The organism is Clostridium vincentii, assembly GCF_002995745.1.
GTDB lineage: Bacteria > Bacillota > Clostridia > Clostridiales > Clostridiaceae > Clostridium > Clostridium vincentii.
Window position 1 is genome coordinate 29147 of sequence record NZ_PVXQ01000022.1, and the last position, 17383, is coordinate 46529.

At 32.0% G+C, this 17383-nt stretch carries 13 protein-coding genes; all 13 read right to left on the reverse strand.

Going from position 1 to position 17383, the window contains the following annotated elements:
* Nucleotide 1: 1 nt before the first annotated feature.
* The 13 genes from CLVI_RS10600 to CLVI_RS10655 all read right to left on the reverse strand — a co-directional run bounded on the left by CLVI_RS10600 (nt 2) and on the right by CLVI_RS10655 (nt 17328).
* A complete protein-coding gene (locus tag CLVI_RS10600; protein WP_106060105.1) occupies nt 2–1324 on the reverse strand; it encodes a bifunctional folylpolyglutamate synthase/dihydrofolate synthase in 1323 nt (440 codons plus the stop codon).
* 104 nt (nt 1325–1428) lie between these two features.
* Nucleotides 1429–1911: a hypothetical protein gene (locus tag CLVI_RS10605; protein ID WP_207655362.1), complete on the reverse strand. Its 483-nt coding sequence runs from the start codon at nt 1909–1911 to the stop codon at nt 1429–1431.
* On the reverse strand, nt 1850–2113 hold the full coding sequence (locus CLVI_RS10610) for a hypothetical protein (RefSeq protein WP_106060107.1): 264 nt from the start codon (nt 2111–2113) through the stop codon (nt 1850–1852). The genes CLVI_RS10605 and CLVI_RS10610 overlap by 62 nt, the downstream gene beginning before the upstream one ends.
* Before the next feature lie 229 nt (nt 2114–2342).
* The gene (locus CLVI_RS10615) at nt 2343–3542 is read right to left on the reverse strand and encodes an ABC transporter permease (RefSeq protein ID WP_106060108.1); all 1200 of its coding nucleotides are present in this window, start codon (nt 3540–3542) and stop codon (nt 2343–2345) included.
* Entirely contained in the window at nt 3529–4257 is a 729-nt protein-coding gene (locus CLVI_RS10620) for an ABC transporter ATP-binding protein (RefSeq protein ID WP_106060109.1), read from the reverse strand. The genes CLVI_RS10615 and CLVI_RS10620 overlap by 14 nt, the downstream gene beginning before the upstream one ends.
* A 217-nt stretch (nt 4258–4474) precedes the next feature.
* Complete coding sequence (locus CLVI_RS10625; RefSeq protein ID WP_106060110.1) at nt 4475–7117, reverse strand: valine--tRNA ligase; 2643 nt, start codon at nt 7115–7117, stop codon at nt 4475–4477.
* Between the two features lie 544 nt (nt 7118–7661).
* Nucleotides 7662–8129, reverse strand: a complete 468-nt coding sequence (locus tag CLVI_RS10630) for a beta propeller repeat protein (protein WP_106060111.1) — start codon at nt 8127–8129, stop codon at nt 7662–7664.
* 98 nt (nt 8130–8227) lie between these two features.
* On the reverse strand, nt 8228–8815 hold the full coding sequence (locus tag CLVI_RS10635; protein ID WP_106060112.1) for a hypothetical protein: 588 nt from the start codon (nt 8813–8815) through the stop codon (nt 8228–8230).
* A 332-nt stretch (nt 8816–9147) separates the two neighbouring features.
* Nucleotides 9148–9282, reverse strand: coding sequence for a CPC_1213 family protein (locus tag CLVI_RS17985; RefSeq protein WP_278320520.1), 135 nt, complete (start codon nt 9280–9282; stop codon nt 9148–9150).
* 83 nt (nt 9283–9365) lie between these two features.
* Complete coding sequence (locus CLVI_RS10640) at nt 9366–11312, reverse strand: carbohydrate-binding domain-containing protein (RefSeq protein WP_106060113.1); 1947 nt, start codon at nt 11310–11312, stop codon at nt 9366–9368.
* Nucleotides 11313–11418: 106 nt separating this feature from the next.
* Complete coding sequence (locus tag CLVI_RS10645) at nt 11419–12105, reverse strand: DUF4956 domain-containing protein (protein ID WP_106060114.1); 687 nt, start codon at nt 12103–12105, stop codon at nt 11419–11421.
* Nucleotides 12060–12842: a polyphosphate polymerase domain-containing protein gene (locus CLVI_RS10650; RefSeq protein WP_106060115.1), complete on the reverse strand. Its 783-nt coding sequence runs from the start codon at nt 12840–12842 to the stop codon at nt 12060–12062. The genes CLVI_RS10645 and CLVI_RS10650 overlap by 46 nt, the downstream gene beginning before the upstream one ends.
* Nucleotides 12843–13029: 187 nt before the next feature.
* Nucleotides 13030–17328 (reverse strand): 2-hydroxyacyl-CoA dehydratase, encoded by a 4299-nt coding sequence (locus tag CLVI_RS10655; protein ID WP_106060116.1) that lies wholly within the window; start codon nt 17326–17328, stop codon nt 13030–13032.
* Nucleotides 17329–17383 lie beyond the last annotated feature (55 nt).

Consider the following 17383-nt stretch of genomic DNA (forward strand, 5'->3'; position numbering starts at 1 on the left):
TTTATTTCTCTCCTATACTTTCATTTAATTTATTTCTAATTTTCTTTCGCATGTCTCCAATCATGTATAAGGAGCCACTAATAAGTATAATATCATCTCTATCTGCTTCGACTAAAGCCATTTCTAATGCCCTTTCATAGCTTTCCTCTGCTATACAATTAGTATTGTATAGCATAACCTCTTTCTTTAAATCCTCAGCCAGCTCCGCTCTATCACTTAGTGGTGTAAGAGCTATTACTTTTTTAGCAAGAGGTGTTATCTCACAGACCATTTCATGAACCTGCTTATCTGCAAGTATGCCTAATAATAAATACATATTATTATATTTGAAATATTTTTTAACATTTTGCGCTAAAGCTTTTATTCCCTGAATATTATGAGCTCCATCTATTACAACTAAAGGGTCTCGCATCATAACCTCAAGACGTCCAATCCATTTAACACTAGCTATTGATTCTTTTACTTTTTCTTCATTAAATTCTAGATTTTCTTTTTTACATATAACTTCATAAGTCCTAAGTGCCAGTAAAAGATTTGTTATCTGATGTTCTCCTAAAAGCGGAAGATTTATTTGTAAAATCTCACCTTTTAAGTCAACCTCTACTACCTGATAGATCTTTTCTTCATTTACCATTCTTACAAATCTACCATCTTCTTTATTTATCATATAAATCTTTGAATTCATCGTTAATGCCTTTTTCTTAATTACCTGAAGAACATTTTTTTCTTGAGGATATACTAAAACAGGTACGCCCTCTTTAATTATCCCTGCCTTTTCATAAGCTATCTCCTCTAAAGTATTTCCCAGGATATTTATGTGATCATAACTAATTGAGGCAATTACACTAACTATTGGGGTTATAATATTAGTTGAATCTAATCTTCCACCAAGACCTACTTCAATTACTCCATAATCTATTTTTTCTTCATAAAAATATAGAAACATTAAGCAGGTTATAATCTCAAATTCTGTAGGATGGTTTAAATTTTCTAAAACTACCATATCTACTGCTTCTTTCACCTTATCTATTAATTGTCCTAATCTTCTTTTTGGTATATTCTGTCCATTTATTTGAATTCTCTCTTCAAATTCTTCTAAATAGGGTGAGGTGTACATCCCCACTTTGAATCCTTTGCCCCTTAGAAGAGCTGTTACCATTGCAGTTGTAGATCCCTTCCCGTTTGTACCTGCGATATGTATAAGCTTTAGTTTATCCTGTGGGTTGCCAAGTATCTCAAGTAATCTATAGGTTCTCTCTAATCCATAATTCGATCCAAAATTTCCAATCTGTTGTATGTATTCCATAGCTTCTTTATAATTCATTATTTATCATCCTTTGTATACAATTTAATATCTTAATTATAGAATAAATCTATCAAAAGGTACAGTAAATAAGCATAGGCTAAAAACAGCCTATGCTTATTTACTTAATTTTTATATGTTAAGATATAGGTTAATCTATTCTCAACTGCCCCATCTTTTTGATTGGAAAAGCTAAGTGCCTCATTAAAAGAATTTACTTCTTCACTTCCACGTGATTTTATTTCTCCAGGTTGAACTGTTAATATATGCTCTTGAATACTTGTTTCCAGGGAGGTAACATCGTAATCTTTTCCATGAACAACTTGTAAAATTTCCTTGAACATTTTAAAATTATCTAATTTAAATTCTTGTTTAGGTGGATAGGTAATGATTATAATAACAGAATAAAGCAGCTTATCATCAACATCACTTGTAGTTGCTTTATAACTTATTTTATATTTATTATTTCCTCCATCTTTAGGTTTGAAATCCTGAAGCGTTCCCACTACATTACCCTTTTCACCCGTTAGTAATCCATTTTCATCTTTATAAAAAAAACACTTGTGCCCCTTCAGTATCAGTAAGCCCAATAACTGTTTCGACTCCATAGTTTTCAACTATGTTTTTTATATCCGTTGCTTGCTTATTTCCAAGTGCATTAAAATTTTTTTCGTTCATCTTTATTGTTTCTAGCTTGTATTCTCCGCTACTAATCTCCTCTTCTTGAGATATTCCTAAACTTTCACATCCCATTACACCAAAAGATAAAGTTAATAATGTTATTATAATAATTACATTTTTCAAACTCATAATATACTCCTTTATACTTAATACCCTACTTCATATAGTACCATCACCATATGCTCCTGAGGCTCTTGAAGAAAAACTATCCCTCTCACCAGTTGTTAGTTCATTTATTTAATTATTATTCTACTGTTATCTAATAGTTCTATATTTTACCATTTTATTCGTATTTATACAACAAAAAATTTCCAATTCATACATAAAATATGAATTGGAAATTCAAAATTTATTTATATCAGCTTCTAAATACAACTTCTTCTCTAGAAAACATATATTTTACAGCAATCACAACAACTACTACATATACTATATGCCACCCTAGAACTATTCCTATATGGCTCACATTATATATTCCTAGTAAACACTCCTTCATAACAACAACTGCATTAACTAAAGGCACATTATAAAATATAGGACTAATACTTTTTATATCCATAAACATTGGAATAAACACTAAAATCGTCATTGGCATCATAGATCCTGCAAGATAAGTGTTTGCTTCCTTAACCGATCTTGCGTATATACTTATTCCTATTTGCATGGTACATATTGCAATAATTATAAATAATGAAATTACTATTATTAAAGCTATTGCTTTTGCGTTTATATCTAAATCTGTGTTGTTCCCTGATACAGTAGATATATATCCTTTAAACGAAACAAATAAGGAAATCATACTTGCAATCAATGCAAATGTAGCTATTATTGATATGCTAACTATCTTTCCCCAGAGCAAGGAATTTCTACTTCCAGAGGTAGATAGTAAAGGTTCAAAGGTTCCTCTTTCCTTTTCTCCAGCCCCTAAATCGGCAGCTAGTGCCACTGTTGGAGTAAGTAATAATATAATAATCATAGCAGGCAGCATTCCCATCACTGTTGATGCTATTGGATTCATTTCACCATCTTCGCTTACCCCGGATTTCTGTTCTATACTAAATGGAATAAGAATGCTTGAATCCACATTAATTTCAGTTAATCTGTCCTCTACTATTTGTTTACTGTAAGTTTCAAAAATCGAACTGACCATTCCAGCTGATATTGTAGATTTGTTTGACTGATCATCTATTAGCAATTCTATATTGCTCATCTTTTTCTCTTCTATAGAACTATCAATATTTTCAGGCAATTTAAGAATTAACTGAATATCCCCATCCTTAAGAGATTCTGTTGGATTTTCTATATTGTCTTCAATCACTATATTTTCTTGAGTCTTTAATAAAGAGACTAAACTTGAGTTTTTATCTCCTTCAACTACCATTCTTATCTCTTTTTTAGCATCATTTGTACTACTTTCAATGGTCATTCCCATAACCTTAAACATTACTGGATAGATAAGTATTGGCAATAAAACCGTAAAGGCCATTGTCTTTCTATCTCTTAACATATCCATTAATTCTTTTTTTAGGACAGTTATAAAATTATTAATTGAATTCACCTCCGATTAAAGAAACAAAAACATCTTCAAGGTCTTCATTCTTATATTTTTCTTTAAGCTCTCGAACTGTTGCATTTTCTATAAGTTTTCCTTTATGAATTATAATAACTCTATCACATAGCTTTTCAACTTCTACCATTGAATGACTTGAAAATAATATAGTCTTATTTTCACTCTGGCATTTTTTTATAAAATGATGAACTATTCTTGTAGCGCTAACATCAAGGCCTGTACAAGGTTCATCCAATAACATAACAGAAGGATTTTGCACAATTGAGCGAGCAATTGAAACCTTTTGCTTCATTCCTCTTGAAAATTTCCCCACTCTTTTATTTATATATGCTATCATTCCAAATTCACTAGCTAACTCATCAATTCTTCTGTTAGCTTCATCATCATTCATCCCAAATAAATTTGCGAAATATCTTATATTTTCTCTACCAGTTAACCTATCATAAAGGCCTACTTCTCCACCAAATAGTATTCCTATTTGTGATCTTACCTTATCAGGTTCATCTGTAGCATCAAATTCATTTACCTTTATTTCTCCAGAAGATACCTTAAGCATAGTAGAAATCATTCTTAAAGTAGTTGTTTTCCCAGCACCATTTTCACCAAGTAATCCAACAATTTCCCCTTCTTTAACCTGAAAGGATAAATCTCCTACTACCGTGACATTTTTAAACTTTTTAGTTAGATTTCTTATTTCTAACATCTAATCACCCCTCTATTTATATTTATATTATTATCCCTATCATAGAGTATATTACTCTATAACACACTGATATTAATGGTAACTATATATTATTATGGTAATTGTAAGATTTATATATTAATTTATTTTATTGTCATTTTTAAATATTTTGTAAAAATTAAGGCTATCTTAAAAATAGAAATCTCTTTCTATTTTAAGATAGCCTAATTACATAATATTAATTTAAAGCCGTAATTCTTCCTTCAACAGCTTCAAGCATTTCAACATACTTCTCTCTTTTAGCCTTTTCTCCATCAACTACAGCCTGTGGAGCTTTAGCTACAAAACCTTGATTTCCTAATTTCTTATCTATTCTTTCAATTTCTCCTTGAAGTTTCTTACCTTCATTACTTAATCTTTCTAGCTCCTTATCTTTATCTACAAGGTCAAGTAATGGTATAAATAATTCTCCACCCTTAACAATTAAAGATACTGCATTTTTAGGAACTTCATTTTTATTATCTATAAATTGAACTTCTGAAGCTGAAGCTAACTTTTCAATATATGCTCTACCAGCATTAAATGCTATCTTAGCATCTTCTGCAATATAACATATTACTTTAGCTTTTCTAGATGGTGGCACATTCATTTCTGCTCTTATATTTCTTACAGCTTTAATCGCTTCAATTACATAAGCCATATCATCCTCAGCTTTTTTATTAGCTAAATCTTCATTATACTCTGGCCATGCAGATGTTGTTATTGTTTCCTCATCACTTAAGTGAGTAAATATTTCCTCTGTTATAAACGGCATAGCTGGATGTAATAATTTTAACCCTGTAATTAATACAGTATTAAGAACATTATAAACTATTCCCTTAGCTTTTTCATCATCACCATAGAATACTGGCTTAACAATTTCTATATACCAATCACAGAATTCAGTCCACATAAAGTCATAAACCTTTTGCATAGCAATTCCAAGTTCAAATTTATCCATGTTTTCTGTAACTTCTTTAACTACTGTATTCATTTGCGATAAAATCCATTTATCCGCTAAAGAATAGTCTTTGTTATCTTTATACTTATTCATGATTTCTTTATCAAGATTCATCATTACAAATCTTGAAGCATTCCAAACCTTATTAGCAAAATTTCTTGAAGATTCAACTCTTTCAGGATAATATCTCATATCATTTCCCGTTGCATTACCTGTAGCGATCATAAATCTTAAAGCATCAGCTCCATAGGTATCTATAACTTCTAATGGATTAACTCCATTTCCTAAGGATTTACTCATCTTTCTTCCTTCTGAATCCCGTATAAGACCATGAATTAGAACGGTCTCAAAGGGTGTTTCTCCCATATTATGAATTCCTGAGAATATCATTCTTGCAACCCACGGGAAGATAATATCATGTCCAGTAACTAATGTACTTGTTGGATAGAAGTATTCCAAATCTTCTGTTTTATTTGGCCATCCAAGTGTTGAGAAAGGCCATAATGCTGATGAAAACCAGGTATCTAATACATCATTATCCTGTTTAATATTAGTTGACCCACATTTAGTACATATTTTTGGTGCCTCTTCAAGTACCATTATTTCATTGCATTCTTGACAGTAGAAAACTGGTATTCTATGTCCCCACCATAATTGTCTTGAAATACACCAATCGTGAATGTTTTCCATCCAGTGAAAATATGTCTTTTCAAATCTTTCTGGCACAAACTTAGTTTTCTTCTCTCTAACTACTTCTAGAGCAGGTTTTGCTAAAGTATCCATTTTAACATACCATTGATTAGATATTATTGGTTCTACTGTAGTACCGCATCTATCATGAGTCCCAACATTATGGGAGTGATCTTTAATTTTAACTAATAGTCCTAGATCTTCTAAATCCCTAATTATGACTTTTCTAGCTTCATATCTATCTAACCCTTGATATTTTCCACCTTTTTCATTAATAAAACCTTTATCATCCATAATTCTTATAATTTCTAGGTTATGTCTTTTTCCAACTTGAAAGTCATTAGGATCATGAGCTGGAGTCATCTTAACAGCTCCAGTACCGAATTCTAAATCTACATAATCATCGGCAACTATAGGGATTTCACGGTTTATTAGTGGCAACATTACATTTTTACCTATAAGATGTTTATATCTTTCATCATTAGGATTAACAGCAACACCGCTATCTCCAAGCATTGTTTCAGGTCTAGTTGTTGCAATTTCAATTACTCCACTTCCATCAGCTAATGGATAGTTTATATGCCAAAAATGACCTTCTTGTTCTTCATATTCAATTTCTGCATCAGATAACGCAGTTTCACAATGAGTACACCAGTTAGTAATTCTATTTCCTTTATAAATTAATCCTTCATTATAAAGCTTAACAAATACATGTTTTACAGCAACATTAAGATTTTTATCCATTGTAAAAGCTTCTCTTGTAAAATCAGCTGATACTCCAAGTTTCTTTACTTGATTTCTTATTCTAGCCCTGTATTCATCACTCCACTCCCAAACTTTTTTAAGGAATGCTTCTCTTCCCATTTCTTTTTTATCAAAACCTTGCTTTGCTAGTTCAGTTGCAACTTTAACTTCTGTTGCAATAGATGCATGGTCTTGTCCTGGTAACCATAATGTACAATATCCTTGCATTCTCTTAAATCTAATAAGCATATCTTGAAGAGTATCATCAAATGCATGCCCTAAGTGAAGCTCACCAGTTATATTTGGTGGTGGCATAATTATTGTATAAGGCTTTTTACTTTTATCAATTACAGGTGTAAAATATCCTTTTTCTTCCCAATTTTTATAAATCCTATCCTCAAATTCCTTTGGATCATATGTAGTTGCTATGTTTTTAATCTCTGCCATGTTCATTCCTCCAATTATTTAGTTGATAATTGACACCTAGAAGGTGCCCCTTACGGGGAGTTGAAAATTAATAGTTATGGTGAAATTACGTACAGGTTTATCCCTCCACTTTCAATTTTCAACTTTCAATTTTCAACTTTCAATTTTCAATTTTTTATTGCATAAAAATAGAGCCTTCGTCACAAAAAGGACGAAGACTCGTGGTACCACCTTTATTTCCACATAAGCAATAACTATAATTATATATAGCTTAAATGGACTCTTAATTCAAATAACGATTTAGATAAACCGTCTTTAGCTACTATTACTTTCACTAAAGAAGCTCAAAAGCTACCTTCAAAACCTTTCATATAAGGGCTTTCACCTGTTCCCTCTCTCTGCTAGTTCTTTTTTAAATCTATGATTTAGCTAAAAGAACTGTACTCCTCAGTTTAACTGAGCGAGTTTCCTATGATAATCCCAGTTTTTACTCCTCTTTTTCACTGCCAATAACAATATTTATTTAATTTTATGATATATTATAAAAAATATTTTGTCAAATACTCTATTCCACATCGTCTATTGTTACAATATCATCAAAAACCCAAGTTAGCCCATAATCCTTAGTTAAAAACCTAGCCACTTTTCCTTTTCCGTAATCTCCATTTTCTCCTTGATCTACAAGTAGCTCTCCACTAGCTCCCTCGAATTTAGGTGATAACGCTCTAAGAAATATTCCTTCATAATCTTTTGGCAATGGTAATTTTACATCTTGCCACGTCTCTCCCTTATTCTCAGTATATTTCATAGTAGGATAAGGAATATTACCTGCAGATATAAAGGATATAAATCCAATTTTATCTGTAGAAAAAGCTGCGCCATTAACAAGCATATTTGTTATTTTACTAGTATCTCCTACTTGTTGCCAACTTTTTCCCCCATCATTAGTTAAGAAAACATAAGTCATTTCAAATCTCATAGCTCTATCTCCAGCTACAATTACATATCCATTATCCTCAGAGGTAAATCCCATATAAATTGCTCTACTCTGAATACTTGCACTGGTAACAACAGATTTTTCAAAACTTTCTCCTTTATCATTTGATATTAAAGTTGTAATCTGAGTATCTTCTAATCCTCCCTAACATAAGTATTGAATTTTTCACTATTTAGGGATACTAATCCAACTGATATGGTATTGTCATCATTTAATATTATCGAAACACTTGGGACTCCCTCAGCTCCATAAAGTACCGTTCCATGTATTCCTTGTTCATCAGCATCTCCAAAATAATAAAAATATGTCGCTCCATTCATATCTAGTTTTATATTTCCTGAGGTTAAATCCAACTTATTATTTTCATTATCTTTCTCTACCCATTTTCCACTTATACTCCCTAACACATTAAAATAACTTGTCCCATTAAAATCCCTATAATCATAAATATGTTGAATCAACTTATTTCTATTTCCACTTAAATAGGTTACTGTTGCTATATCCTCTTCAATCCACCTTACCTTATACGTCCCTTTTGAAAAAGTTCTATACTCATCATCAGTAAAAAATTTATCAGTTATTCTAACAAATATTTTATGAGCCATTGTTAAACCATAACTTCCCTTAATTGGGTCATCAGTTTCCTTAATTATTACTACATGCTCTTCACTTGGTGAATATGAATAAAATAATGGACTTTTGAAATCCTTAATATATCCCAAGGTATTTACTATAAATAGTATTCCAAAAATAGTATAACTAATTCCTCTAATTATCTTATTTTAGGAAGTAGAATTAATACTATAGTTTATTATCCTATATATTGAATCATGTAAAAAATAAAGACCCTTATCTTTTATTAAAATTTCTAATAAAACTCTACCACATATAAAAACTACCATTAAACAAAATATGAATATATTTAAATACTTCCTCTTCATTTTCAATCCCTCTTTCCATATACTTACTAAGTATAATTGTACACCTATTATAATAATAAAAAAGCATTGATATAATCCTAAAATTATATCAATGCTTTATAGATTTAATTTCCTCAAATTTTAAAATCAGTTGGATTATATTCCTTAGCCTTAGGATCTCCAAAGACTGCCTTAGCACTTTCCACCTGAGGATTATGGTTAACATTTCCCTTTTTCCTAGTATTGTTAGCCTTCATTTTATTAGTCATTTATCTCACCTCAATAGTAAGATACCCAATGTATAAATTTTTATTCTATCTTGTTTCAATGTGAATCTTTTTATCTTCTAATTTTATTGTTTTTCAGTAGGTCTTTCTCCACCATCACCATCTGGAGGAGTTCCACCCTGGTTATCCGGAGCGGCTCCTCGATCTCCACTTGGAGCAGTTCCTCTGCCGCCACCTTGCATTCCTCCTTCAGTGATAGTTGTAATTCCAGATTCATTTAGTGCTGTTACAGTATCAGTAACTGTAAAACTTACCACCTCTGTTCCATTTTCATTTGTACCATCACTGTAAAGTCCATTTGATACTGTTCCTGTTGATGTTCCACCTGAATATAATGTATAAGCTGTATCCTTAGTAATCTCAGATAGAGATATAATTACACTTTGATATTGCTTTTTAGGAGCAAATGTAGCTATTGTATTTCCATCGCTATCCTTTAAAGAAACAATTGTCCCTGCTGCTTGTGCACTTGAATAAGTCATCATTATAGAGTTCTGTGAAGAATCCGTAGAAGTTGTCTGTGCCATTCCTGAGCTTCCAGCTACAATAAGTCTTCCTCCACTCACGTCAAATGTTCCATCATAATCCAAAGAACCATTTCCGCTATTTGTTGGTCCATTTACAATAACTGTACCATTTGTCATAGTAATGTTTCCATTTGAATCTAGACCATCACCACTGGCATCAACTGATATATAACCATCTTCTATATTTAAAGAGTTATCACTTCCTCCAGCTGCATTTACTCCATCGTCACTTGAAATCAAATTAGTATTACCACCTGAAATAGTAATTTGTGAACCTTCTATTCCTTCATAACTTTTTGTAATATTTATAATTCCATTTTTTATTAATACAGATGAATCAGCATGAATTGCATCATCACCAGTAGCAATTGAAATATCACCACCTGCTACAGTAACACTGTTGCTACTATGTATACCATCATCAGATGAATCAATATTAAATGTTCCTCCAGTAATTTCTATATCTGCAGAGGATTTAATTCCTTTTGCACTTGTAGATTCTGTTTCCTCCTCTGTTGTTTCTGTAGTTTCTGTAGTTGTTGTTGCTCTCTTATCCTTATTTCCCATTGGACCTTGATTGTTTTCACCAGTTTTAACAGCACCATTTGCGCTACCTCCATTGGTGGAAATAGTAAAGGTTCCATCAGTAATAATTACCGCTGTTTCCGCTTGTATTCCATCTGATCCTGATTTTAAATTAAAAGTTCCACCTAGAATACCAATAAACCCTTTAGAAGTATCAGTGTCATTAGTTGATTTAATTGCATCGCCTCCAGCATCAATAGTAATAGTTCCATCTTCCGTCAATACCATATCTTTTCCCATTAACCCATCATCCTTTGAAGTAATATTAATATTACCGCTAGTAATTTTTAGGCTGTCCTTGCTTCTAATTCCATTGTTATAATTTCCATCAACAGTTAGAGTACCATCTCCATTTATGCTAAGATCAGCTTTACTGAAGATTGCTGCATTAGGTTCATTTGAATCAGAGTCATCAAATGTATAAGTTTCTCCATCTATCACTGAATTCTCTGTTCCATCTACCAAAGAGATGATAGTTTTTTCTGCATTTTTAACATAAATCGGTACACTGTCACTGCAATTTATTGTCATTCCATTTAAAACTAGTTTAACCGTATCCTCATCTTCCACATCAACAATGATTTGTCCATCATCTAAAGTTCCACTAATTACATATACTCCAGCAGCTGTTATAGTAATTGTACTTCCATCTATCTCTGCTCCTGAGCCATTTAAAGCTGCCTCAGTTTTGTTTAATTCAATATAATTTGGATTTTCGTCTATCCATTCAGTATAATAGTCATCCTCATCAAATGTAATCATATCACTTGTAACTGTACTTACACTTGTTTCCGTTGTTGCTATTTCTTCAGTAGTTCCTGTATTAGAAGTACTGCATGAAACCAACATGGCCATGCACAAAATTCCTGCCAATAATTTTGATATCTTAAATTTATTCATAATAAAACCACACTTCTTTCCTAATTATTTTCAACTCCCCGCAAGGGGCGCCTTCCAGGTGTCAACTCTCAACTCCCTACAAAGGGCGCCTTCCAAGTGTCAATTTTTAGTACTCTGAGGATTCCGCACTCATAAGCAACGTAATACTGAGATTTCCATTTCTGCACCTAAGTGCATCTATAAATTCCTTTTGACTTATATTGTTTTCCATCGTCACTGTATAAACCAATTCATAAAGACTGCCTAGGTCAGTAGTTTTTACTTTTTTCAGTTCAAAGGCAGTCGTATATTTACTTATAATTCCATCAAAAGCTCCCTCATAATCTAAATCTTCTGGAATAGTTATTTTAAGTAATTTCTGTGAGTTTTTCTTTGCACCAAACTTAGTTATACTAAGAATAACCATTAACAAGCATAAAACTCCAGTAAATAATATTGCATATCCGTAATATCCAGAACCACATGCAAGTCCAGCTGCCATGGTAAATAAGACATACCCAATGTCTTTAGGATCTCCTGGTGCACTTCTAAATCTAATAATTGAAAATGCTCCTGCCAAACTAAAGGCTCTTGCTATATTGCTTCCGATTAAAAGAATTATAATTGCTACTACTGAAGGTATTAATACCATTGTCAATGCAAAATTCTGAGAATGACCTCCTTTGCTACTAGTTTTTATATAAGTTACACTTATTATTGTACCTAATATAAATGATATAAGTATTGTTAATAATGCATTTGATGCTGTTATTGTGCTAACATCTGTTGTTGTACTGAAAATTGATTCAAGCATAAACTTTTCTCCCCCTTAAGTAATTTGTTCTTCATCACTAGCTTTTCATATTCTTTTCCATATTTCGAAAAACTATTTTTATAAATTTTCTTCTCTGAAAGTAAATTTGTTAGCCATACTGGCATGCTTTTTCCTGTCTTAATTTCCATTATCCATTGTCCTTCATCTAATAGGGCTTCCCCATAATTACCGCTTTCAAGCCTTAGATCATTTCTTCTTGTTTTTATATTTGTATCAAAAGTTATTCTTAAGTCATGATCTTCTCTGCAAAACATTGCTTTTCTGTCATATGATACGTACACCTTTGGTTCCAAATCATATAATTCCAGAATATATTCTATTTCATTTGAGATCTGCTTTTTTAAATAATCCTTAGGTTCAGGTTTTATTCCTTTGCTAAGAAAATCATAAGCTTCACCTAGTTCTAAAGTTATTCTTCTTTTATTTACTTGACCACAATATTTTTTCTTTATCTCTAAATACACATTTGAATCTTGACTTGGAACTCCATATCCTCTAAGGCGAAGCTTTTCTTTGTATTTAGGTTTTGATAAAGAATTTCTTATTAGTGTATTATCCTTAGTATCATAATAGATATTACTAATTGAATAGAACTCTTGACTATTATTAAATTCATCTGCCACCATGTGTTCAAGCAACTTTTCTTGAAGTTTCTCATATATATCCCTGTCAATTAAGAACTTAACTTCATGTCTATTGAATACCTCTATTGCCATAACCGATCTCCCTTCTGCAGAGAATCTCTCTATCGTTTTTAGCGATTTTTTTCTTTCTCTGCTATGTGTCTATAATATAATTTGTAGCTTAAACAAAACTTAAATGACTTACATAAATTTGATTATAATTTGTGTGTAAAGCAAAAAAAGACACTAGATGCTTGTTTACATCTAGTGTCTGATATATTTATTTAACTATTTCAATACCTTGATTCTCTTCTGTTATAACCGTCGTTGCCTTATTTCCTGGCAATTCGAAAGTTTGCTTCTCTATTTTAGTAAAGGCAACAGAAAGCATTAACTTAATTCTATTAAGCTGGTTAACCTGTGATGCACCTGGATCATAATCCACAGCTACTATATTTGCTACTGGATATTTTTCCTTTAATGCCTTAATCATTCCCTTTCCTGTTACATGGTTTGGTAGACATGCAAAAGGTTGCATACATATGATATTATCTGTTCCACTTTCAATTAACTCAATCATTTCTGCTGTTAAAAACCAACCTTCACCAGTCTGGTTTCCTAAAGATAATATAGGGGATGCCATTTTCCCTAGATCTACAATGCTCTTTGGAGCATGGAATCTACTTGATTTATCCAAGGCTTTTTTCATACTTTTTCTATAACTTTCCATATATTTTATAGACCACATATAAATATTCTTAGTTAGTCTGCTACCAGCTAAATATTTATATTTAAATTCTTCATCATATGCTGTATAGAAGAAGAAGTCCATTAAATCTGGCATTACAGCCTCAGCACCCTCTGATTCAATAATCTTCACTACATCATTATTAGCTGTTGGGTGAAACTTAACTAATATCTCTCCAACTAACCCAACTTTAGGTTTAACTATATTTAAAAGTTCAATAGTATCAAATGCTTCTACAATTTTCGATACAGTAGAATTAAATTCTCTCTTACTTCCATTTCTAACATTTTGTTTTGCAATTTCATTCCACTTTTCATAAAGAGCATCAGCCGATCCCTTTATCTTTTCATAAGGCCTTGTGGCATATAAAATTCTCATAAAGAGATCTCCATATATAAGTGCCATAAGACCTCTTTGAATAAATGGCAATGACATCTTAAAGCCTGGTTGCTTTTCAAGTCCAACTGCATTTAAAGACAATATTGGTATATCTTCAAACCCGGCTTCCTTCATAGCCTTCTTTAAGAATCCGACATAGTTTGTAGCTCTGCAGCCTCCACCAGTTTGAGATATTATAACTGATGTATTCTTTAAGTCATAATCTCCAGATTTTAATGCATGGATAATTTGTCCTACAACTATAATCGATGGATAACAAGCATCATTATTAACATACTTTAAACCATCCTCCACAGCTTCATTGTCAATAGATGGCAATACCTTAAAATTATATCCACATGAATTTATAGCTTGCTCAATTATATCAAAATGGATAGGTGACATTTGAGGCACTAATATTGTATGAGTTTTCTTCATCTCTTTAGTAAATACAGTATTTTTATATACAATAGGTTCTTCTACTGGTATATATCCATTTCTTTCTCTTTCTTCTATAGCTGCCTTTAGAGATCTAATTCTAATTTTAGCTGCTCCCAGATTATTACCTTCATCTATTTTTAAGCAAGTATAAATTTTTCCTTTTGAAGCCAATATTTCAGATACTTGATCTGATGTAACTGCATCTAACCCACAACCAAATGAATTAAGCTGGATTAACTCCAATGAATCATTCTTGGACGTAAATGCAGCGGCTCTATATAATCTTGAGTGATACATCCATTGATCAACAACTCTAAGAGGAGCATCTAATACTCCTAAATGTGAAATACTATCCTCAGTTAATACCGCCATATCAAATGAATTAATTATATCGGGAATACCATGATGTATTTCTGGATCTATATGATAAGGTCTGCCTGCAAGTACTATCCCCTTCTTGCCTGTTTTCTCTAAGTAATCTAAAACCTCTTTACCTTTAGCTCTTAAATCATTATCAAAATTCTCTCTTTCTTTAAAACCAGCTTCTACAGCCTTTCTCGCCTCATCCTTAGATACATTAAAATCTTTAAATTCCTCTACTATTCTAGTAATTAAAACATCTTTATTCTCTAGTGATATAAATGGTTGCATAAATTTAACATTTTGCTCTTTAATAGCATCCATATTATTTTTTATAACCTCTGGATAAGAAGTTACAATTGGGCAATTATAATTATTATTTGCATCCTTAAATTCTACTCTTTCATAAGGAATACATGGATAGAATATTGTTCCTATTCCTCTATTAATAAGAGCCATAATATGTCCATGAACTATTTTAGCCGGATAACAGGCTGATTCTGATGGTATTGTCTCTATTCCAAGCTCATATATTTTTTTACTTGAAGTAGGTGACAGTTCAACTCTAAATCCAAGATTAGTTAGAACAGTAAACCATAGCGGATAATTCTCATAGATATTTAATACCCTCGGAATACCTATAACTCCTCGTTTAGCATCTTCTTTCTTTAGAGCTTTATATTTAAATATCCTATCAAACTTATATTTAAAAAGGTTTGGAACTTCTTCTTTAATCATATCAATTCCAAGACCTTTTTCACACCTATTACCTGATATAAATTCTTCATCAGTTGAAAATTTATTTATAGTTAGAAGGCAGTTATTTCCGCACTTTCCACATCTTCTGAAATCAGAAACCATTGTAAAACTATCTATATCGTCCTTCTTTAGCAATTTTGACTTACTGCCTTCTATGTATCTTTCCTTTGCGATTAATGCTGCTCCAAAGGCTCCCATAAGACCTGTTATATCTGGTCTTATGGCCTCTCTACCAGAAATTTGCTCAAAACTTCTAAGAACAGATTCATTATAGAAGGTTCCCCCTTGTACTATTATCTTCTCGCCCATTTCTTTTTCATCTCTTATTTTAATAACCTTAAATAAAGCATTTTTTATAACAGAATAAGATAATCCCGCAGAAATATCTGAAACCTGCGCGCCTTCTTTTTGAGCCTGCTTTACTCTTGAATTCATAAATACAGTACATCTTGAACCAAGGTCTACTGGAGCATTAGATTTTAATGCTTCTTTAGCAAAATCTTCAACTTCCATATTTAATGATTTCCCAAAAGTTTCTATAAATGAGCCACACCCAGATGAACACGCCTCATTTAAAAGAATAGAGTCAATTACTCCATTTTTTATTCTTAAGCACTTCATATCTTGTCCACCTATATCTAAGATAAAATCTACTCCTGGCAAGAAATATTCTGCTGCTTTGTAATGGGCTATTGTTTCAATTTCACCAAGATCTACATGTAGAGCAGACTTAATTAAAGCCTCGCCGTATCCAGTAGCTGTGGAGCTCATTATTTCAACTCCAACTGGCATTTTAAAATATAAGACCTTTAAGATTTCTATAACTTTTTTTAAAGGATTTCCCCCATTGCTGCCATAAAAATCATAAAGAATTTCTCCCATATCATTTATTAATACAACTTTAGTTGTTGTTGAACCAGCATCTATTCCTAAAAATGCCTTTCCTGTGTAGTCATTAAGGTCTGCTCTTTTAGCCTTAGCCTTATTATGTCTGTCTTTAAACTCCATATACTCTGCTGCATCCTTGAATAAAGGCTTAAGTCTATCTATATTATCATCCTTTATATCTGCAATTTTATCCACTCTTGCTGCTAATTCACTAATATTAATCTTTTTAGATTTTTTAGATAATAAAGCTGCTCCGTAGGCAACAAAGAGTTGCGAATTTTCAGGAAAAATAATATCCTCATCTTGTAATTGTAATGTTTCTATAAACCTTTGTCTAAGTTCTGATAAGAAAAACAAAGGCCCTCCTAAGAAAGCTATTTTACCTCGTATAGGCTTACCACAAGCAAGTCCACTAATTGTTTGATTAACAACAGCTTGCATAATTGAAGCTGCAATATCCTCAGCCTTCGCACCCTCATTTATAAGAGGTTGTACGTCTGTTTTAGCAAATACTCCACATCTTGATGCGATTGGATATATTACTTTATGGTTTTTTGCAAGTTCATTCAACCCAGCGGCATCCGTGTTTAAAAGGGTTGCCATTTGATCTATAAATGCCCCAGTACCGCCTGCACAAGTACCATTCATTCTTTGTTCTATTCCACCCTTAAAATATGTAATTTTCGCGTCCTCTCCGCCAAGTTCTATAGCTACATCAGTTTGTGGAACGACTTCCTCAACTGTTTTAGTACATGCTATAACTTCTTGAACAAAGTCTATATTAATCCACTTAGCTACAGAGAGTCCCCCTGAACCAGTAACACACAGAGTAACCTCGGCTTCTCCAATAGCTTCATATGATTCTCTAACTATTTCAATAATTGTACTTCTTATATCTGAAAAATGTCTTCTATATTCACTAAAAATAATCTTTTCATTAAGATCTAGTACTACTACTTTTACTGTAGTTGATCCTACATCAAGTCCCATGTTAAATTTATTCATTTTTACCCCCATAATTTAAATATACATATATTATATTATACATTCTACAAGATAC